This is a genomic window from Ruegeria sp. AG1 (assembly GCF_056541705.1).
Map to the genome: position 1 here is coordinate 91767 of NZ_JBQFYU010000014.1, position 20761 is coordinate 112527.

The 20761-nt window shown below is 56.8% G+C and carries 19 protein-coding genes; 7 read left to right on the plus strand and 12 right to left on the minus strand.

The window, feature by feature from the left end:
- Positions 1-741: an ATP-binding cassette domain-containing protein gene (locus tag ACR0B5_RS19760; protein ID WP_170470721.1), complete on the minus strand. Its 741-nt coding sequence runs from the start codon at positions 739-741 to the stop codon at positions 1-3.
- 122 nt (positions 742-863) lie between these two features.
- On the opposite strand from ACR0B5_RS19760, the gene ACR0B5_RS19765 reads away from it, so the two are divergent.
- Together ACR0B5_RS19765 and msrA are read left to right on the plus strand one after the other, a co-directional pair.
- On the plus strand, positions 864-1634 hold the full coding sequence (locus ACR0B5_RS19765; protein ID WP_170667578.1) for a transporter substrate-binding domain-containing protein: 771 nt from the start codon (positions 864-866) through the stop codon (positions 1632-1634).
- Between the two features lie 160 nt (positions 1635-1794).
- Positions 1795-2466 carry a peptide-methionine (S)-S-oxide reductase MsrA gene (gene msrA, locus ACR0B5_RS19770; RefSeq protein ID WP_170640883.1) on the plus strand — a complete coding sequence of 224 codons (672 nt, stop codon included), beginning with the start codon at positions 1795-1797 and terminating at the stop codon, positions 2464-2466.
- Here the strand turns inward: msrA and ACR0B5_RS19775 are convergent.
- Both ACR0B5_RS19775 and ACR0B5_RS19780 read right to left on the minus strand, forming a co-directional pair.
- Complete coding sequence (locus ACR0B5_RS19775; protein WP_480542810.1) at positions 2463-3335, minus strand: ribokinase; 873 nt, start codon at positions 3333-3335, stop codon at positions 2463-2465. The genes msrA and ACR0B5_RS19775 overlap by 4 nt on opposite strands.
- Complete coding sequence (locus ACR0B5_RS19780; protein WP_480542894.1) at positions 3332-5593, minus strand: NADP-dependent malic enzyme; 2262 nt, start codon at positions 5591-5593, stop codon at positions 3332-3334. Before ACR0B5_RS19780 ends, ACR0B5_RS19775 begins: the two co-directional genes overlap by 4 nt.
- Positions 5594-5754: 161 nt before the next feature.
- Between ACR0B5_RS19780 and mutS the strand changes: the two genes are divergently transcribed.
- Entirely contained in the window at positions 5755-8370 is a 2616-nt protein-coding gene (gene mutS, locus ACR0B5_RS19785; protein WP_480542896.1) for a DNA mismatch repair protein MutS, read from the plus strand.
- A 58-nt stretch (positions 8371-8428) separates the two neighbouring features.
- Here mutS and ACR0B5_RS19790 read toward each other — a convergent pair whose 3' ends face one another.
- Positions 8429-8992, minus strand: coding sequence for a nucleotide exchange factor GrpE (locus ACR0B5_RS19790; protein ID WP_170470713.1), 564 nt, complete (start codon positions 8990-8992; stop codon positions 8429-8431).
- Positions 8993-9002: 10 nt separating this feature from the next.
- Entirely contained in the window at positions 9003-10067 is a 1065-nt protein-coding gene (gene hrcA / locus ACR0B5_RS19795; protein ID WP_170550810.1) for a heat-inducible transcriptional repressor HrcA, read from the minus strand.
- A 112-nt stretch (positions 10068-10179) separates the two neighbouring features.
- Here hrcA and rph point away from each other — a divergent pair, with 112 nt between their 5' ends.
- Genes rph through ACR0B5_RS19815 form a run of 4 tightly spaced genes read left to right on the plus strand, consistent with a single transcriptional unit; the run spans position 10180 to position 13005 of the window.
- Positions 10180-10893, plus strand: a complete 714-nt coding sequence (gene rph / locus ACR0B5_RS19800) for a ribonuclease PH (RefSeq protein ID WP_480542813.1) — start codon at positions 10180-10182, stop codon at positions 10891-10893.
- A complete protein-coding gene (gene rdgB, locus ACR0B5_RS19805) occupies positions 10890-11504 on the plus strand; it encodes an RdgB/HAM1 family non-canonical purine NTP pyrophosphatase (protein WP_170680647.1) in 615 nt (204 codons plus the stop codon). Before rph ends, rdgB begins: the two co-directional genes overlap by 4 nt.
- Positions 11494-12648 carry a radical SAM family heme chaperone HemW gene (hemW, locus tag ACR0B5_RS19810; protein ID WP_480542816.1) on the plus strand — a complete coding sequence of 385 codons (1155 nt, stop codon included), beginning with the start codon at positions 11494-11496 and terminating at the stop codon, positions 12646-12648. Before rdgB ends, hemW begins: the two co-directional genes overlap by 11 nt.
- A gap of 3 nt (positions 12649-12651) precedes the next feature.
- Positions 12652-13005, plus strand: a complete 354-nt coding sequence (locus ACR0B5_RS19815; protein WP_170660972.1) for a YbaN family protein — start codon at positions 12652-12654, stop codon at positions 13003-13005.
- Here ACR0B5_RS19815 and ACR0B5_RS19820 read toward each other — a convergent pair.
- The 7 genes from ACR0B5_RS19820 to ACR0B5_RS19850 form a co-directional block, all read right to left on the minus strand.
- Positions 12995-13891, minus strand: a complete 897-nt coding sequence (locus tag ACR0B5_RS19820; RefSeq protein ID WP_170720529.1) for a ParB/RepB/Spo0J family partition protein — start codon at positions 13889-13891, stop codon at positions 12995-12997. The genes ACR0B5_RS19815 and ACR0B5_RS19820 overlap by 11 nt on opposite strands.
- A gap of 20 nt (positions 13892-13911) precedes the next feature.
- Positions 13912-14715, minus strand: coding sequence for a ParA family protein (locus ACR0B5_RS19825; protein WP_170380205.1), 804 nt, complete (start codon positions 14713-14715; stop codon positions 13912-13914).
- Positions 14708-15319 carry a 16S rRNA (guanine(527)-N(7))-methyltransferase RsmG gene (gene rsmG, locus ACR0B5_RS19830; RefSeq protein WP_480542818.1) on the minus strand — a complete coding sequence of 204 codons (612 nt, stop codon included), beginning with the start codon at positions 15317-15319 and terminating at the stop codon, positions 14708-14710. Before rsmG ends, ACR0B5_RS19825 begins: the two co-directional genes overlap by 8 nt.
- Positions 15316-17184: a tRNA uridine-5-carboxymethylaminomethyl(34) synthesis enzyme MnmG gene (mnmG, locus tag ACR0B5_RS19835; RefSeq protein ID WP_480542820.1), complete on the minus strand. Its 1869-nt coding sequence runs from the start codon at positions 17182-17184 to the stop codon at positions 15316-15318. Before mnmG ends, rsmG begins: the two co-directional genes overlap by 4 nt.
- Before the next feature lie 12 nt (positions 17185-17196).
- A complete protein-coding gene (gene mnmE, locus ACR0B5_RS19840) occupies positions 17197-18483 on the minus strand; it encodes a tRNA uridine-5-carboxymethylaminomethyl(34) synthesis GTPase MnmE (RefSeq protein ID WP_480542822.1) in 1287 nt (428 codons plus the stop codon).
- A 30-nt stretch (positions 18484-18513) separates the two neighbouring features.
- The gene (gene rho, locus ACR0B5_RS19845; protein WP_480542824.1) at positions 18514-19785 is read right to left on the minus strand and encodes a transcription termination factor Rho; all 1272 of its coding nucleotides are present in this window, start codon (positions 19783-19785) and stop codon (positions 18514-18516) included.
- 135 nt (positions 19786-19920) lie between these two features.
- Positions 19921-20370, minus strand: coding sequence for a CopD family protein (locus ACR0B5_RS19850; RefSeq protein WP_170550835.1), 450 nt, complete (start codon positions 20368-20370; stop codon positions 19921-19923).
- Between the last annotated feature and the right edge of the window lie 391 nt (positions 20371-20761).

Below are 20761 nucleotides of genomic sequence, written 5' to 3' on the forward strand. Positions count from 1 at the left end.
TCAGTGCTGCAATATCTGGCTGAGGAACTTGCGGCACCGCTCCGAGGTCGGATTGGTGAAGAAATGCTCGGGCTTGCCCTGCTCCACGATCTCGCCCTCATCCATGAAGATCATCTTGTCGGCGACTTTGCGGGCAAACCCCATTTCATGAGTGACCACGACCATGGTCATGCCTTCATTCGCCAGCTCAACCATCACGTCCAGCACCTCGGCGATCATTTCCGGATCGAGGGCCGAGGTCGGCTCATCAAACAACAGAACTTTCGGCTCCATGCACAGGGATCGGGCGATGGCCACACGCTGTTGCTGGCCGCCCGATAGTTGCGTGGGGCGTTTATCGGCCTGATCCGGGATGTGGACACGCTCAAGATAGTGGCGCGCGCGCTCTTCGGCCTGCGCGCGGCTCAGGCCCCGCGCCTTGATCGGGCCGAGGGTCAGGTTGTCCAGAACGCTCAGATGCGGGAACAGGTTGAACTGCTGAAACACCATGCCGACCTCGGACCGGATCGTGGCTGCAGATTTGGCGTCATCCTTCAGTTCGACCCCGTCAATTCGGATGGTGCCTTTCTGATGTTTCTCCAACTGGTTGATACAGCGCACGACCGTGGACTTACCCGAGCCGGACGGCCCGCAGATCACAACCTTTTCACCACTATTAACTGTGAGGTTGATATTCTTGAGGACATGGAACGTATCGAACCACTTGTTGACATCGACAAGCTCGATGGCGGGGTCTGGCATTGGTCGATCTGTCCCTAGTTTGCGCGGGTGGATTGATTTATTGGGCCTGCGCCCCCTATCCCGCTTAAAACAACGAACTATATATGGCAGCAAGTCCCAGCTGCCACCAACAGGAGAATTAAATGAACACAATCTGGAGAGCAGCCGCTGCCGCTGCGCTTGGTCTGGTCTTGTCAGGCGCAGCCCAAGCACAATCGGCGCTGAACGAAATCCTCGATTCCGGTGTGTTGAAGGTCGGAACGACAGGCGACTGGAACCCAATGTCCCTGCGGGATCCGGCCACGAACAGCTACAAAGGCTATGACATCGACATCATGAACGAACTCGCCGCCGATCTGGGGGTTGAGGTCGAATACGTCCCGACCGATTGGAAAACACTGGTGAATGGTGTCGTGGCCAAGAAATATCACCTGACCGGCTCGGCCTCGATCTCACCGCCGCGCATGAAGGTTGCCGGATTCTCGGACAGCTATATCTCGGTTGAGCTGTTTCCCTACACGACAAAGGACAAGGCCGATAAATTCGACGGCTATGAATCTATCAACCAGTCGGGTGTGACAGTCGCGACAACACTGGGCACCACCTTTGAGAAGCGTGTCCGCGAGTGGTTCCCGAATGCCGAAATCAAAGTGGTCGAAGCCCCCGCACGTGGTTTTCAAGAGGTGATCGCCGGACGGGCGGATGTGTTCATCACATCGAATATCGAGGGCTCCACCCTGGAAGAGAAGTTCCCGATCGAGCGTGTGAAAAACGCCGGTCCACGCTCGCCTTCACCAATCGCGATGATCCTGCCGCAGGATGATCAGGTCTGGATCAACTATGTGAACAACTGGATTGAGGTGAAGAAAGCCCAGGGTTTCTTTGAGGAAAACCAGAAGAAATGGGGTCTGTGATCCCGCCAACGCCCGGTCTAACAGCCGGGCGTTTTCTTGCCCTCCCCTTGGGTAAACAGGTTGGTCAATAAACTCAGGTCACCAGCGCGTGACATTCCATGTCAGGCAATTGCAACTTGTTAGAACACCGGTCACCTTGAGTCTCGGAAGGAGACATACCATGACCCGGACTGCATATCTCGACTACCTAAAACCCGCCCTGTTGTTCACCTTGATTGCACTGGCCGCAACCTTGCGCGCCGTTCCGGCCCCGGCTGCAGGGACCGAGACCCTGACGGTTGCCGGCGGATGCTTCTGGTGTGTTGAATCCGATTTCGAATCCGTACCCGGCGTCTTAGGCGCTGTGTCCGGGTTCACGGGCGGTTCTGTCTCAAACCCGACATATGATCAGGTGACCAAAGGTGGTACGGGCCACTACGAGGCCGTTCAGATCACGTTTGATCCTGCGCGCGTCTCACGCGAAACGCTGCTGAACATGTTCTTCCGCTCGGTCGATCCCACAGATGCGGGCGGTCAATTCTGCGATCGGGGAGAGAGCTACCGCACGGCGATTTTCGTCTCTAACGCAGGGGAAAAAGCGCTTGCGCAACAGGCAAAGACCAACGCGCAACGAGCCCTCGGCCAAACGGTCGTCACCCCGATCCTGCAGGAGGGCGCGTTTTATCCGGCTGAAGCATACCATCAGGACTACTACAAAGGCGACAAGCTGGTGTTCACCCGCTTTGGCCCCAAACGCCAGAAGAACGCCTATAAAGCCTACCGCAATGCCTGCGGTCGGGATGCTCGGGTGAAGCAGCTTTGGGGAAGTGACGCGCCCTTTGCCGGATCTTAATCCAGCTGCGCGTCCCGGACTTCCCTCAGATCCGGAATGACATCCGCAGTGCCGTGCCGCGTGACCATCAGGGCCGCGGCGCGGTTTGCTTGTAGAATGGCCTGCTCCATCGGCATGCCACGGTCCATCCCAGCCAAAACATAGCCGGTGAACGTATCCCCTGCGCCTGTCGTATCCACCGCCTGCACCTTGTGAGCCGCGAAATCCACGGGGTCACAACCTTGCTGCAGATACCGCGCGCCTTTCGACCCAAGCGTAACGATCACATGGCGCACCGGCAGTTCCGCTGCATCCAGCCCAGTTTCCTGCCGCAATTGCTCGGCCTCGACTTCGTTGAGGATCAGGAAATCCAGATAAGGCAGAACCTCTTGCACCGATTGCGCCTGAAACGGCGCGGCGGCGTAGCAGACGGTCAGGCCAAGCTCATGCCCCAGACGGGCCGCTTCGACCTGAGCGTTGGTTTCGTTCTGCAAAACCAGAATATCTCCGGTATTGGCCGAGGCCAGCGCCTGCCCAATCTGCGCGCTGTCAAGCGCATGGTTGGCACCGGGGTAGAGGATGATCAGGTTCTCGCCCTGGGCGTCCACCCCAATGATCGCGTGACCGGTCGGCACATCCACCTCAGCGATGAACCGCGTGTCGACGCCATATTCCGTCAGTCGATCCTTGGCCCAGCGCCCATCCGGACCGACAGCACCGATTTGGCTGACCCGGGATCCCGCGCGCGATCCGGCAACGGACATATTGGCCCCTTTGCCGCCCAGAAAACGCTCAAGACCGTCTGCCGCCAAGGTCTCACCCGCCGCAGGCAGGTGCGGCAGGCCGTAAACCATGTCGGCATTGATCGAGCCTAGGTTCCAGATCGTCATGACTTGCCAATATCGCAGGAGGCCAGAATGGCCATGTTCAGGATATCATTGGCCGTCGACACGGTCGAGCAGATCTGGATCGGTTTATCGACACCAGACAGGATCGGGCCGATCACGGTGGCGCCGCCCATTTCTTGCATCAGCTTGGTCGAGATCGAGGCCGAGTGCCGCGCGGGCACGATCAGGATATTGGCCGGGCCGGTCAGGCGCTGGAACGGGTATCCGGCCTGCTGGTCCACGTTCAGGGCAACATCGACAGTCATCTCGCCTTCGTATTCGAAATCAACGCCGCGCTGGTCCAGAACCGCAGGCGCGCGGTGCATCTTTTCGGCCCGTTCCGAGACCGGATAGCCAAAGGTCGAGAAGCTGACAAAAGCCACGCGGGGTTCAAGCCCCATATGGCGGGCCACGTCGGCCGAGCGTTCAGCGATATTGGCCAAATCGTTCTCATCCGGCCATTCATGCACGAGCGTATCGCCGATCAGAACAATGCGCCCCTTGTGCAGCAACGCCGTCACGCCCGCCGCGCCATGGGCAGCGTCAGCATCGAATACATGGTTGATCCGGTCCAACACATGGGCCGATTTGCGCGTTGCCCCCGTCACCAGACCGTCGCCATGCCCATGCGCCAGCATGAGGGATGAGAACACATGCCGATCCCGGGCCGCCAGACGGTGGATATCCTTGGGGTCAAAACCTTTGCGTTGCAAACGGTTGTACAGGAAATTCGAGTAGGCCTCGAGATGCGAGGTGTTGGCGGCGTTCACCACCTCAAGCTCACGCACCGCATCGCCAAGACCGGCTTCTTCCAGCTTGGTTTTCACATCATCTGGACGACCCACAACCAGCGCCTTGCCAAAGCCCGAGCGCTGATAGGTCACCGCTGCACGCAACACGCGCGGATCATCGCCCTCGGCAAAGATCATGCGGCTTTGTGCCTGACGCGCACGTGCGTTCAGGCCGCGCAGGATGCTGGCGGTCGGGTCCATGCGGGACTTGAGGCTGAGCTCATACGCCTCCATGTCGATGATCGGACGGCGAGCCGCTCCGGTATCCATCCCGGCCTTTGCTACAGCGGGCGGGATACGGTGGATCAGGCGCGGGTCAAATGGCGTCGGGATGATGTAGTCGCGGCCAAAGGTCAGCGATTTGCCATAGGCCATGGCGACCTCATCCGGCACATCCTCACGCGCCAGACGGGCCAGAGCATGGGCACAAGCGATCTTCATCTCGTCATTGATGGCGCGCGCGTGAATATCCAGCGCACCGCGGAACAGGTAAGGGAAGCCCAGAACGTTGTTCACCTGGTTCGGATAGTCGCTGCGGCCTGTGGCAACAATCGCATCAACGCGAACCTCATGCGCCTCTTCCGGCGTGATTTCAGGATCCGGGTTCGCCATCGCGAAAATCACTGGATTATCGGCCATGCTGGCAACCATATCCTGCGTCACAGCCCCCTTGACCGAAACGCCTAGGAATACATCCGCACCTTTCATGGCATCTTCAAGCGAACGCAAATCGGTTGAGATCGCATGGGCCGACTTCCACTGGTTCATACCCTCGGTTCGACCCTGATAGATCACGCCCTTTGTGTCACAGACGATGCAGTTCTCATGCCGCGCACCCATCGACTTGAGCAGCTCAATACAGGCAATCCCCGCCGCGCCCGCGCCGTTCAGAACGATCTTAACGTCTTCGATCTTTTTGCCCGAAATATGCAGCGCATTCAGCAGACCTGCTGCACAGATCACCGCCGTGCCGTGCTGGTCGTCATGAAAGACGGGGATGTCCATCTCTTCTTTCAGCCGCTGTTCGATGATGAAACATTCCGGCGCCTTGATGTCTTCCAGATTGATGCCACCAAAGGTCGGCCCCATCAGGCGCACCGCGCGGCAGAACTCATCCGGGTCTTCGGTGTCCAACTCGATATCGATCGAGTTCACATCCGCAAACCGTTTGAACAGGACAGATTTCCCCTCCATCACCGGTTTCGACCCCAGCGCACCCAGATTGCCAAGACCCAGCACGGCGGTCCCGTTTGAGATCACAGCAACAAGATTGCCCTTGTTGGTATAGTCATAGGCAGTCTCGGGCGCTTCGGCGATTGCTTCACATGGAACAGCGACGCCGGGGCTGTAGGCCAGCGAAAGATCGCGCTGTGTGGTCATGGGAACGGTGGCCTGCACCTCCCACTTGCCGGGGGTTGGGTCGAGGTGAAAGGCCAGTGCCTCTTCTTTGGTGATCTTCGCTTTGGGCATCTTAAATGTCGTTTCCATGACTTCGGGGCTGATGCGTCATAGCGCAGCCACGCGCGGGCCTCAACGAGAATGAGTTTTCGGCTTTTACAGAAGATGGGGGATTTGTAAGGTCACGTCCGGAACACGCCAGAAGGGGGCCGCTTTTGTCCACAGTCACGCCGATGATGGCGCAGTATCTCGAGATCAAAGAAGCCCATGCCGACGCCCTGCTGTTCTATCGTATGGGCGATTTCTACGAGATGTTCTTTGAGGACGCCGTCAACGCCGCCGAGGCGCTGGACATCGCCCTGACCAAGCGCGGCAAACACAATGGCGACGATATCCCGATGTGTGGTGTTCCGGTGCATGCGGCCGAGGGCTATTTGCTGACCCTCATCCGCAAAGGGTTTCGCGTGGCCGTCTGCGAACAGATGGAAAGCCCAGCTGAAGCGAAGAAAAGAGGTTCTAAATCGGTGGTAAAGCGCGATGTCGTGCGTCTTGTAACGCCCGGCACGCTGACCGAAGACGCCCTGCTGGAAGCCCGCCGCCACAACTTTCTGGCCACTTACGCCGAGGTCCGGGATGAGGCCGCACTCGCCTGGGCCGATATCTCGACTGGGGCGTTTCACGTGATGCCTTTGACCTCCGTTCGCCTCAGCCCCGAGCTAGCTCGGCTCGCCCCATCCGAGCTGATCGTCGCCGACGGGATGGAGCAGTCGCTGAACGAAACCATCCGCGACCTTGGGATTTCTCTGACGCCTGTCGGGCGGGCCAGTTTCGACAGTACCGCGGCGGAAAAACGCATCTGCGGGCTGTTTCACGTGGGCGCGCTGGAGGCGTTCGGGTCTTTTGGCCGGGCAGAGATTTCCGCCATGGGCGCCCTGATCGACTATCTTGAGATCACGCAGAAGGGCAAACTGCCCCTCCTGCAAACACCCCTGAAGGAATCCGAAGACCGTGTGGTGCAGATCGATGCCGCCACTCGCCGCAATCTGGAACTAACCCGATCTCTGTCAGGCGGTCGCGCCGGATCGTTGTTGTCGGTGGTCGACCGCACCGTCACACCCGGCGGGGCACGATTGCTGGAACAGCGCCTCTCAAGCCCGTCTCGTAATCTGGATGTGATCCATTCCCGTCTCGACGCCGTCAGCTTTGCCGCCGAAGACAGCCTGATCGCCTCGGACCTGCGCGAGGCCCTCCGCAAAACCCCCGATCTGGACCGCGCCCTGTCTCGCCTGTCGCTTGAACGTGGCGGGCCTCGCGATCTGGCCGCCATCCGCAACGGCCTGACCCAAGCCGCCGCAATTGCCGGCATCTGCGAGGGACAAGATATGCCGGTCCTGCTGGCAACCGCGTTGCAAAACCTTGTTGGCTTTGACGATCTCCTAAACCTGCTGGATGAGGCTTTGGTGGCCGAACCGCCCCTGCTGGCCCGCGACGGAGGTTTCATCGCCCCCAGCTTTGACCCCGAACTGGACGAAGCGCGCACCCTACGCGACGAAGGACGATCCGTCATCGCCGGGTTTCAGCAGAAATATGCGGAACACACCGGCATCACCTCGCTGAAGATCAAGCACAACAACGTCTTGGGCTATTTCATCGAAACCACGGCCACTCATGCCGAGAAGATGCTGAACCCGCCGTTCTCCGAGACCTATATCCATCGCCAAACCACCGCCAATCAGGTGCGGTTCACGACGGTCGAACTCTCGGAGATCGAAACCCGTATCTTGAATGCTGGAAACTTGGCGTTGGAGATCGAAAAGCGGCTCTATAAAAGGCTTTCTGACGAAATTCTGACCCTTGCCGCCCGACTGAACCAAGCCGCCCGAGGACTGGCCAAGCTGGATCTGACCACAGCCCTTGCCGACCTTGCGCGTGGTGAGAACTGGTGCCGCCCACAAGTCGACACTTCGCGCGCCTTTGAGGTTCAGGGAGGACGCCACCCGGTGGTCGAACACGCGCTGCGCCAGCAAAGCGGCGATGCCTTCGTCGCAAATGACTGCGATCTCAGTGCCGAAGACGGGGCCGCAATTTGGCTGCTGACCGGTCCCAACATGGCCGGTAAATCAACCTTCCTCCGCCAGAACGCTCTGATCGCCCTACTGGCCCAAATGGGCAGCTACGTCCCTGCGGAACAGGCCCATATCGGCCTTGTCAGCCAGCTTTTCAGCCGTGTCGGAGCATCGGACGATCTGGCCCGAGGCCGCTCGACCTTCATGGTCGAGATGGTCGAAACCGCCGCCATTCTGAATCAGGCCGATGACCGCGCCCTCGTCATTCTGGACGAAATCGGCCGCGGCACCGCCACCTATGACGGCCTCTCCATCGCCTGGGCCACGCTGGAGCACCTGCACGCTACCAACCAATGCCGTGCCTTGTTTGCCACGCATTACCACGAACTCACCGCGCTTGCTGGAAAGCTCAAAGGCGTCGACAATGCCACCGTCGCCGTGAAGGAATGGGAAGGTGAGGTCATCTTCCTGCACGAGGTCCACAAAGGCGCCGCCGACCGTTCTTACGGTGTGCAGGTCGCCCAACTCGCGGGTCTGCCTGCCTCAGTTGTTGAACGTGCCCGCATCGTATTGGATCAACTGGAAAAAACCGAGCGTGAGGGCGGTAAACAAAAATCCCTGATTGACGACCTTCCGCTCTTTTCTGCCGCTCCGCCACCGCCGCCGCCTGCACCGAAAGCCTCACCGGTCGCAGACATGCTGAACGACATCCTGCCAGACGAGCTGACCCCTCGCGAAGCACTCGACCTGATCTACAAACTGAAAGAGGCGGCCAAATCCTGACCGCCCCTTCTTCTGTTCAAAAATACCTCCGCCGGAGGCTTGGCCTCGCAGAGGCCAATCAGCTTGCAGGTGTCGACGACACGCCAACCTGCGCCGGGCGCAGCAAACGGTCGTGCAACATAAACCCTTCAGCCGAAACCTGAATGATGTCCCCCGCTCGCGTTCCCGGCACCGGAGCTTCAAACATCGCCTCATGCACATTCGGATCGAACCGATCCCCAACCTCCGGCGTGATCACTTCGATCCCGTGCTTCTGGAACACATCCTTCAGTGCGCGCATGGTCAGCTCAACACCTTCCAGCAAACCAGCAGCCACTTCTTTCTGCTCATCGGTCGCTGCTTCAAGCGCGCGTTTCATGTTGTCATAAACCGGCAGCATGTCGCGGGCCAGTTTCGACCCACCATATTGCTCCGCGTCCCGGCGGGCCTTGTCGCCACGCTTGCGCGCGTTTTCCGCGTCAGCCAAAGCGCGCATGAACTTGTCTTTGTAGTCATCCCGCTCGGCGCGCAGTTCATCCAGTTCCAACGCCTCGTCGCTGATCTCAGCGAACTCTTCGGCCAGTTCTTCCGCTTCGGCCGCCATGATGTCGTCCAGAAATTCTTCGTTCTTGGGCTCTGCCATCTCTTACCCTCTAGCTCCGGTCGGATATCAGCTTGCCGACCAGTTGCGCCGTATAATCCACGATCGGTACGATCCGTCCATAATTCAAACGTGTGGGTCCGATGACCCCAACCGCACCAATTATCTTACGATCAGCGTTCATATAAGGAGACACCACCAAAGAGGAACCCGAAAGTGAGAAAAGTTTGTTCTCAGACCCAATAAAAATGCGCACACCCTCGCCTTCCTCGGTCAATTCAAGGAATTCGGCTATGTCGCGCTTGCGTTCAAGATCATCGAACAGGGTGCGAATGCGGTCCAACTCCTCGACCTCACCCGAATCCGCCAGAAGATTCGCCCGGCCGCGCACAATCAGACGCGCCGAGTCGCTTCCATCGCCGTCCCAGGCCGCAATCCCGCTTTCCACCATCTCTCGGGCCAGTACGTCGATCTCTTGCCGACGCGCATCAATCTGCGACAGCATCTGACGCCGCACTTCGCTGAGCGTTCGCCCCTCGATCAGTGCATTCAGGAAATTCGCGGCCTCTCGCATCGAACTGGGCGTCTGACCCGGCGGCGGTGTGAACAGCCGGTTTTCAACATGCCCATCCGAGAACACCAGAACCACCAGCGCCCGGTCATGCGCCAATGAGACAAACTCGATATGCTTGATCTCGGCCTCATGTTTTGGCGTCAAAACTAGCGACGCGCCATGTGTCACGTGTGACAAGGCCGAGCCCACGCGATCCAGCATTCCGCCTACATCACCCGCGTTAGAGCCTAAAGTCTCATCCAGTTTCTGCCGATCATCGGCGCCCAGATCGCCGACCTCAAGCAAACCGTCCACAAACATCCGCAGCCCTTGCTGCGTCGGAATTCGCCCTGCACTGACATGAGGGCTATCGAGCAGACCCAGAAACTCGAGATCCTGCATCACGTTGCGCACGGTTGCGGCACTGACTTTTTCGGAAAGGGTCCGCGTCAGGGTGCGGCTTCCCACCGGCTCACCACTTTCCAGGTAGCTTTCGACGATCAGCCGAAACACCTCACGCGACCGGTCGTTCATCTCTGACAGAATTCTGCTGGCTTCGCTCATTCTCGGTCCCCTGCTGGACTGCCATTAAATCGCAGGTAAATGAAAGGTCAATCGGGGTTGCATCGTAATGCCGCAGGACGTTATCCCCAACCCAGCAAACAAAGGAATTCCCATGCGACCCTCAGGACGTGATCTAAACGAAATGCGCGCCGTTTCAATTGAGACAGGCTTCACCAAACATGCCGAAGGGTCTTGCCTGATCAAGATGGGCGACACCCATGTGCTGTGCACCGCTACGATCGAGGATCGCGTACCGCCCTTCATCAAAGGCTCGGGCCTTGGCTGGGTCACCGCCGAATACGGCATGCTACCCCGCGCAACCAACACCCGGATGCGGCGTGAGGCGGCCTCGGGCAAGCAAGGTGGTCGTACCCTAGAAATCCAGCGCCTGATCGGCCGCGCCCTGCGCGCCGGCGTCGACCGGGTTGCATTGGGTGAGCGTCAGATCACTGTGGATTGCGATGTCATCCAGGCGGATGGCGGCACCCGCTGCGCCTCGATCACCGGCGGCTGGGTCGCGCTGCGGCTGGCTGTGAACAAGCTGATGAAAGCGGGCGATGTGATCTCGGACCCCTTGGTAGACCCTGTTGCTGCGGTTTCTTGCGGTATCTACGCGGGCCAGCCAGTGCTTGACCTCGACTACCCCGAAGATAGCGAGGCGGGCGTGGACGGCAACTTCATCATGACCGGCTCGGGCAAACTGGTCGAAGTCCAGATGAGCGCCGAAGGGTCGGTCTTCAGCCGCGCGCAGATGGATCAACTGATGGATCTGGCCGAAAAAGGCGTGGGTGAGCTGGCTGCCGCCCAAAAGGCAGCCACCGCATGACCCGCAAGTTCGACGGCGACAGGCTACTGGTCGCCACACACAACAAAGGCAAGCTTGAGGAGATGGCGCATCTCCTCAACCCCTTTGGCGTGACCGTGGTCGGCGCGGCTGAGATGAATCTGCCCGAACCGGACGAGACCGAGGATACATTCGTCGGCAATGCCCGGATCAAAGCGCATGCCGCCGCGAAGGCCACCGGCCTGCCTGCCCTGTCGGACGATTCCGGGATCACCATCGACGCGCTGGACGGTGCGCCGGGCGTCTATACGGCCGACTGGGCTGAAACCGACAATGGCCGCGATTTCATGATGGCCATGACCCGTGCCAACAACGAATTGGAGGCCAAGAACGCCCCTCACCCGCGCACCGCACAGTTCCGATGCACATTGGTTCTGGCCTGGCCCGACGGTCATGATGAAGTGTTCGAAGGCATCGCGCCCGGTCATCTCGTCTGGCCAATCCGTGGCAAGGACGGCTTCGGGTATGACCCGATGTTTGTCCCCGAAGGCCACGACATTACCTTTGCCGAGATGGATCGTTGGGAAAAGAATAAGATCAGCCATCGTGGTCGCGCGGTGGAGATGTTCGTGAAGGGCTGCTTTGGCGGATGATTGGCGCAACGGGGGCTTTGGCCTGTATGTGCATTGGCCCTTTTGCGAGGCCAAATGCCCCTATTGCGATTTCAACAGCCACGTTTCTAAAAATATTGATCAAAAACAATGGCTTGATTCTTATCTAGCCGAACTTCGCCGCTCGGCCAGTGAAACGCCTGACAGGGTTCTCAATACGATCTTTTTTGGTGGTGGCACCCCGTCATTGATGAACCCCGACACCGTTTCAGCCGTCATTGACGAAGCCCGCAGCCTCTGGCGGCCCGCCAACGACATGGAAATATCGCTCGAGGCCAACCCTGGTTCGGTCGAGGCCGGGCGCTTTGCCGCCTATCGTGACGCTGGCGTCAATCGGATTTCGATGGGTGTGCAGGCGCTGAACGATGAAGACCTCCGCCGCTTGGGTCGCATCCACACCGTCTCCGAAGCACGCACCGCTTTCGACATCGCCCGAACCTGTTTCGACCGCGTCAGCTTTGATTTGATCTACGCGCGCCAACACCAAACCCTTGAAGCTTGGCAGGCCGAGTTGACCGAGGCCCTCTCTATGGCCGTCGATCACCTGTCGCTCTATCAGCTGACGATCGAGGAGGGCACCGCCTTTGGGGATCGCTATGCGGTCGGTAAATTGCGCGGTTTGCCCGAGGATGACCGCGCCGCAGATATGTATCTGGCCACGCAAGAGATCTGCGAGGCGCACGGCCTGCCAGCCTATGAAATCTCCAACCATGCCCGCCCCGGGTCCGAGTCTCAGCACAACCAGGTCTATTGGCGCTACGGCGACTATGTTGGCATCGGACCCGGCGCGCATGGTCGTGTCACTTTGAACGGACGTAAATTCGCGACGGAGACCCATTTGTCGCCAAATACCTGGCTAAATGCGGTTTCAAACGGATCCGGAGAAAGTGATCGAACCGAGGTTTTTCCGCTGGAACAGGCAGCTGAATACCTTATGATGTGTTTGCGATTAACTGAAGGTCTAGATATGGAGAGGTTTAGCACTCTCTCCGGTTATCCTCTCCCCAAAGGCAAGCTCGAATCTCTCACCGACCTTGGCATGGTAGAGCTGTCAGACACGCATCTGAAGGCAACCAAAGACGGGCGTGCCGTTCTGAATGCAGTCATCCGCGAGTTGTTGGAGTAACCGATGCAGTACCTTTGGGCCGGTCTTGGTTTGCTCTGCGTCGCGCTTGCCATGGTCGGAGTGGTTTTGCCCCTACTCCCAACCGTTCCCTTTCTGCTGCTGGCGGCGTTTTTCTTTGCCCGCTCATCGTCCCGGTTGCACAATTGGCTTCTAACCCATCAGGTGTTTGGTCCGATGATTATCGATTGGCAAAGCTCCGGCGCGATCCGCCCGAGCGCAAAAAAGGCGGCCACCGTGTCGGTCGCCGCCGTATTTGGCATCTCGGTTCTGCTGTCTTTACCGTCCTACGTCCTGATTATTCAGGCCGTGGTTCTGAGCGGCGTCATGATCTTTATCTGGACCCGCCCTAACGGCTGAGCTTAGCGCAAAGATCGTCCAACTGATCCAGGTTTTCATAGGTCAATACAACTTGGCCCGATTCTGTCCCGGCCTTGTGATTGATCGAAACCTTCATCGCCAAGATGGCTGAGAGGTCTTTCTCCAACGCGCGGGTATCTGCATCTTTACCTGCGTTCAGATCCCGAGACCTCGGTGCGGGCCGATCTCCTGTATCCTGCTGTTGCTTTTTCACCAGGGCTTCTGTGGCTCGCACCGAAAGCCCCTCTTTCACGACCTGCTTGGCCAGCTCGGATGGATTCTCGGCTGTGATCAAAGCTCGTGCATGGCCCGCGGACAATTTCCCTTCGATCACAAAGGCTTGCACATCCATCGGTAGAGATAAAAGCCGCAAGAGGTTAGCGATGTGGCTGCGACTCTTACCCAAAGCCTCGGCCAGTTTCTCCTGCGTGTGGCCGAAACGATCCATGAGCTGCTTGTAACCAGCCGCTTCTTCGACGGAATTGAGGTCCGCCCGTTGGATATTCTCGATAATCGCGACTTCCAGAACTTCGGTATCATCAAAGTCACGAATAATAACTGGAATATCATGCAGTTGCGCCATCTGCGCAGCGCGCCAACGGCGTTCACCCGCAACGATTTCATACTCTCCAGCACCAATCGACCGTACGATCAATGGTTGGATGATTCCCTTTTCCTTGACCGAGGATGCCAACTCATCCAACTGCTCCGGCTGGAAAGTCCGGCGAGGCTGGTTCGGGTTCGCCTTCAGCTTTTCGATGGGAACCGTCATATCCGGCCGCCGCGGCTCAGCCGGTGAGCGTCCATCGGTTTCCTGCGTGACATCCGCCATAAGGGCCGAAAGACCGCGGCCAAGACCCCTGGGTTTCGCTTTTTTGGCGCTCATGTCGCCCTCCTCATTGTCGCTTAAGCGGCGACTTTGTTGTTCTTGTGCATGACTTCGCGGGCCAGATGACGATATGCCATCGCCCCAAGCGAGCCCGAGTCATATTGCAAAACTGGCAACGCATAAGACGGTGCCTCACTGACCCGCACATTTCTGGGTATCTTGGTCTTAAAAACCATCTCACCCAAATTGTCACGTGCGTCTTTCTCGACCTGACGAGACAAGTTGTTGCGGTTGTCATACATGGTCAACACAATACCTTCGATTCTTAGATCCGGATTCGCAGTTTGGCGAACCTCTCGGATCGTCAGCATCAGCTGAGACAAACCCTCCAGAGCAAAGAATTCACTCTGCAATGGAACAAGAACCGAATGCGAGGCTACCATTGCGTTCACCGTCAGCAGGTTCAAGGACGGTGGGCAATCAATCAAAACAAAATCCAGTTCAAACCCGTCTATTGAGGTTTGTCGCAAAGCGTCATGCAACAGGTAGCTGCGTTTTTCGTTTGAAATGAGTTCAATATCCGCCGAGCTCAGATCGACAGTGGCCGGAATGACAAAAAGACCACCTATCTCAGTCTCTTGTATAACGGCTTCCAGCGGCGCGTCATCCAGAATAAGATCATACGTGGTCCAATCCCGGTCTTCGACGCCCAGCCCGGTCGACGCATTGCCCTGCGGATCGAGATCAACAACCAGAACCCGGCAGCCAGCTTCGGCCAAACCCGCAGCCAGATTTATCGCCGTCGTGGTTTTCCCAACTCCGCCCTTCTGATTGGCAACCGCAATTATCCGGGGCCCTGAAGGACGAGAAAGATCAACCACGAAATACTCCTTTGATTTTAAGGATTACAGCTTGGGGCTCTGTTAAACTTGTAATCGGCTCAACATCGAATTTCCATTCTTCCTGAGCCTCTGACAGTTCTTTTTTCCAGTTCGCGCCTTTCGGCAACAAAGCAGTGCCGTTTTCGGTTAAATGCCTGTCACAAAAGGACAATAGTGTGCGCAAATCTGCCAAAGCACGGGCTGATAGAATATCAGCTTCAAGTGGATCAACGGATTCGATTCGTTTTGAGATGACCTGACACGTCACCCCACATTCACGGGCAACGTTCCTCAGGAATGCTGATTTTCTCTGATCACTTTCGACGAATTGGAAACGGGTGTTTGGCGACTCATCCAGTGCCATAATCGCACACACCATCCCCGGAAATCCGCCTCCGGTTCCGATATCAACCCAGGTATCTGCAGCCGTTGCACATCGGAATACCTGAACGGAATCCAGAATATGCCGATCCCAGATATCCTCCAGACTGTTCCTTGAGACGAGATTGATCTTGGGATTCCAGCGTTTCACCAGCTCTACATACGTATCCAGCCGGTCGAATGTTTCACGTGAAACATCAAACTTGGAAAATTCAGGCTTCATGCTTGCTTAACTTTTTGATCGCGCCGAAGTTTTGCCAAAACCAAGGTCAAGGCCGCGGGTGTAACGCCTTCTACCCTACTGGCCTGAGCAATATTTCCAGGTCTTGCCTGAGACAGCTTTTGCTTCATTTCAGATGAAAGCCCATCCAAAGCAAAATAGTCGAAATCCCTGGGAATCTGATAGGCTTCATCCCTCTTCATTGCTTCAACATCCCGCTGTTGCCGTGCGATATAGTTCGCATATAGCGCATCCCTAGCAACTTGAAGCCGGATATCTGGCGTCACCGAATCCAATTCAGGTATCAACGGCAGCAGATCCTCAAAAGTCACATCCGGAAAAGCCAGGATCGCCATTCCATCACGCCTATTCCCGTCCTGATTGACATTGATGCCAGCGGCCAAAACCTCTTTTGGCGTATAGGTCTTTTCGCTCAACAGCGATTTCGCGTCGCTTAGTTGATCCATCTTTTTGGTGAAAGCTTGTCGACGCCTGCTTCCAACGCAACCCAACTGCAATCCGATAGGCGTCAAACGTTGATCAGCATTATCTGCTCGAAGCGACAATCTGAATTCAGCGCGAGAGGTGAACATTCGATAAGGTTCAGCAACGCCTCGGGTGGTAAGATCATCTATCATGACACCGATATAGCTATCGGCGCGGGTGAAATGGACCTGGTCTTTACCTTGAACAGCCAAAGCCGCATTGAGACCAGCAACCATACCCTGAGCTGCGGCCTCCTCATATCCTGTGGTTCCGTTGATCTGACCCGCTAGATATAGGCCTGGAATCTCAGGCAAGGCCAAAGAAGCTGATAAGACACGGGGGTCTATATAGTCGTACTCGATGGCATAACCGGGTTGCAGAATATCAGCATTCTCCAGACCTTTTATCGAACGAACATATTGTAGCTGCACATCCTGCGGCAGAGACGTTGAAATACCGTTGGGGTATATCGTGTGATCATTCACCCCTTCGGGCTCAAGGAAGATCTGATGCGAATCTTTCTCTGCAAACCGAACAATCTTGTCTTCGATCGACGGGCAGTATCTTGGACCAACCCCATCGATATGGCCGCCATACATCGCCGACTTGCTTAGGTTCTTTTCAATTATTTCATGTGTTTGAGCGTTCGTATGCGTAATCCCACACGAAATCTGAGGCGCGACAACTGAAGTCGACAGGAACGAGAACAAGGTTGGTTCATCGTCGCCGTCCTGACGTTCCAACCCTGACCAGTCTATTGTGCGCCCATCCAGCCTCGGTGGGGTTCCCGTTTTCAAACGTCCAGTCGGAAGGTCATACGCGTCTAAGCGCTCCGCCAATCTGACGGAAGGGCGATCTCCCATGCGACCTCCGGGTCGCGAGACGTCTCCAATGTGAATCACACCTCGAAGGAACGTGCCCGACGTAAGAATGACTGACTTTGCCGAGATTTCTGATCCGTCGCCCAACCTAACGCCGGCTACTCGATCCTGCTTCATTAGAAAGTCTACGACTTCGCCAACAAGAACAGACAGGTTTTCTTGCCTATCCGTTTCTTTTTGCATCGCTGCTCGGTAAAGCGCCCTGTCCGCTTGCGTCCTAGGGCCCTGCACTGCTGGCCCTTTTCGGCGATTCAACAGCCTGAACTGGATCCCTGCCTGGTCTGCAACACGTCCCATGACGCCGTCTAGGGCATCTATCTCGCGAACCAAGTGGCCTTTACCCAATCCTCCGATTGCAGGATTGCAGGACATCACACCGATATCTGCGGCGGATAGCGTGACCAATGCTGTCGAAACGCCCATTCTGGCTGCAGCATGCGCAGCCTCGGTGCCCGCGTGCCCCGCGCCAATGACGACTACATCGAAGTCTGAATGTTTCACGTGAAACACTCCTTATTTTCCCAGGCAGAAACTCGAGAATATTTCATCCAATAGATCCTCGACACCTATTCTGCCCACCAAAGTTTCAAGTGCGCGGATCGCAGTGCGCATCTCTTCTGCTGCTATATCATACAGGTCCGGACCCGATTCCAGAACCGACATTGCCGCAGTCAGAGCGTCCAGTGCTTTAGTCAAAGCAATTCGATGGCGTTCTCGTGTCGCAATACCATGAATAGTGGTTCGATCACTCAGTACACGCGATATGTTGGATATCAGCTGATCAATCCCCTGACCCGTTTTCCCGGAAACCCCACCGACTTGGGGACTACGAAGATCCGCTTTCGGTGCCACCTGAATATCATCCGGCTGAATATCTACACCAAGAAGCAACGGTTCGTCAGACAGGAACACACGCAGATCAGCAGCTTCAGCGCGTTTCTTAGCCAATGCGATACCAAGGCTTTCAACGTGGTCGTCCGTATCACGCAGCCCGGCGGTGTCCAGCAGTGTCACCGGAAGTCCTGCCAGATCCATACGAACCTCGATGACGTCCCGCGTTGTCCCCGCATATTCTGATGTAATTGCAGCGTCACGCCCAGCCAAAGCATTCAGCAAAGTAGACTTGCCCGCGTTGGGAAGGCCGACGATTGCAACTTCAAACCCAGTTCGGATGCGTTCCGCGATCTGAACGCCATCTGCTTCGCGCTTCAAATCCGCCATTACGCCCAAGATCAGGTCGCGCACCTCAGGGGTGACATCGGTCGGAACCTCCTCATCAGCAAAGTCGATCACGGCCTCCAACAGAGAGGCAGCTCGGATCAAGTCCCGCCGCCATCGCTCAGCCAGTTTTCCCAACTCTCCAGCGAGGATCGTTTGCGCCTGCTTGCGTTGGGCTTCCGTCTCGGCGTCGATCAAATCGGCAAGACCTTCGACCTGGGCCAAATCCATCTTGCCGTTTTCCAATGCGCGGCGGGTGAACTCTCCCGGATCGGCAAGGCGCAGACCGTCCGTTTCCGACAAGCAGCGCATGACTGTATTAACCGAGGCCGTACTTCCGTGAATCTGCAACTCAGCCACATCTTCACCGGTGAAGCTGGCCGGAGCCTTAAACGTCAACACCAGCCCGTCATCCAGACGAGCCCCGTCACCATCCCTAAGAGTTCGCAGAGACATCCCACGCGCCGGAAGTGCGCCACCGGTCATCCCGGCCGCCGCACGATGCGCATCGGGACCAGAGAGGCGGATGACCGCCACCCCTGCCTTGCCCTGCGCGCTGGCCAAGGCGAATATCGTATCCATTCGAAGGCCTCGCGTCAGTTAAGACCTGTGTCAGGTGTTCATCGAATCGAAGAACTCGCCGTTTGTCTTCGTCTGTTTCAACTTGGACAAGAGGAACTCGATTGCGTCGGTGGTGCCCATCGGGTTGAGGATCCGGCGCAGAACGAAAGTCTTGGCCAGATCGCCCTTATCCACCAACAGGTCCTCTTTCCGGGTACCGGACTTGAGGATATCGATGGCCGGGAACACGCGCTTGTCTGCGATCTTACGATCCAGAACGATTTCCGAGTTACCCGTGCCTTTGAATTCTTCAAAGATCACTTCGTCCATCCGGCTGCCGGTATCGATCAGCGCGGTGGCGATGATGGTCAGCGAACCACCTTCTTCGATATTCCGGGCCGCACCAAAGAAGCGCTTAGGCCGTTGCAGAGCATTCGCGTCCACACCACCGGTCAGAACTTTACCCGAGGATGGGACCACAGTGTTAAACGCCCTACCAAGTCTTGTGATCGAGTCGAGAAGAATAACAACATCTCGTCTATGTTCGACCAGACGCTTGGCTTTTTCGATCACCATCTCGGATACGGCCACGTGGCGCGTTGCAGGTTCGTCGAAGGTCGAGGACACAACCTCACCCTTCACCGAGCGCTGCATGTCCGTCACCTCTTCCGGGCGTTCGTCGATCAGCAGGACGATCAAGTAGCACTCCGGGTGGTTCTGTTCGATCGAGTGCGCGATGTTTTGCAGGATCACCGTCTTACCGGTCCGCGGAGGCGCCACGATCAGCGACCGCTGACCTTTACCGATGGGCGAGACCAGGTCGATCACACGGGCCGACTTGTCTTTGATGGTTGGGTCCTCGATCTCCATCTTCAGACGCTCATCCGGGTAGAGCGGCGTCAGGTTGTCGAACAGGATTTTGTGCTTGGCCTTCTCAGGATCTTCAAAGTTGATCTTGGTAACCTTGGTCAGCGCAAAATACCGCTCGCTATCGTCGGGCGCTTTGATTTCACCTTCAACGGTGTCACCGGTTCGCAGCGAGTGCTGACGGATCATGTCAGGCGAGACATAGATGTCGTCCGGACCCGGCAGATAGTTCGCCTCAGGCGAACGCAAGAAGCCGAAGCCGTCTTGCAGGACCTCAAGAACGCCATCACCGCCAACAGTCCAGCCCTCATCCGCGCGTTCGCGCAGGATCTGGAACATCATCTCGCCTTTACGCATGGTCGAGGCGTTTTCGATCTCCAGCTCTTCGGCCATCGCCAGAAGGTCTTTGGGGCTCTTGGCTTTCAGATCGGCCAGATTCAGGGATTCATTAGACATGATGCATACCTTCACCGCGGACTGCGGTTCGAAGTGGAATTTTAGTACGGAAAAGACGCCGCCCGGACGGGCGTGTTGACCCCTACATAGTTGCGTCGATCTACGGAGTCAAACAGGCCCTTGCTGGAATGGCTCTCAGAACTTCAGAATGACCGCGAGAACGATGATAACCATCAGAACGGTGGGAACCTCGTTCATCATGCGATACTGCCGCCCAGTGAGCTTATTTCGCCCCTCAGCGAAATCCTTACGGCGGGCCATCAGCCAATGATGAAACCAGGTCATGCCAATCACGGCTGCGCCTTTTAGCCAGGGCCATGCAAAATCCCAGCCGACGATGCCGGGCGTGAACACCATGATCAGGCCACAAACCCAGGCCGCGATCATCGCAGGGCGCATGATCACGCGTAGCAGCTTCTCTTCCATTTCAAAGAAGATGGTCTCGGCCCCGTTAACCGATTGTGCCTTTTCTACGTGATAGACGAACAGACGGGGAAGGTAAAACAGTCCTGCCATCCACGAAATCACCGCCATGATATGAAGGGACTTCACCCACGGGTAAATCGTGAAAAGAAGATCAGTCATCTTGGCTCCGGGTGTTGCTCGGAACTCTCCCTAATAAAAAAATAAGAAAGAAGAAAGGAAGATGGTTTTGTAGGGTGGGTAAAATCCGTGGATTACTTTTTTACCCATTGGTTTTCCCCAGGTGGACAGTTTCGCACGAGATATGAGTGATTCTGTGAATGTCAAAAATAATCAAGTTAAAACATACAGTTAGATCTAAATCCCGAGGATGTATCTGGGGATAACACCTTGAATAAATCCAGATTTCCCGGTTATCCGCTGTTTCGAAGTTATCCTTACCCCGGCTGGATGATGTTTGAGCGACTCAGGGAAGTTTTTGGCGAAATTCCCGGGCTTGCGTGTCAATCTGAAAACAATACAAAGCGTCCAAGACCGCTCAACGATTTGCCCA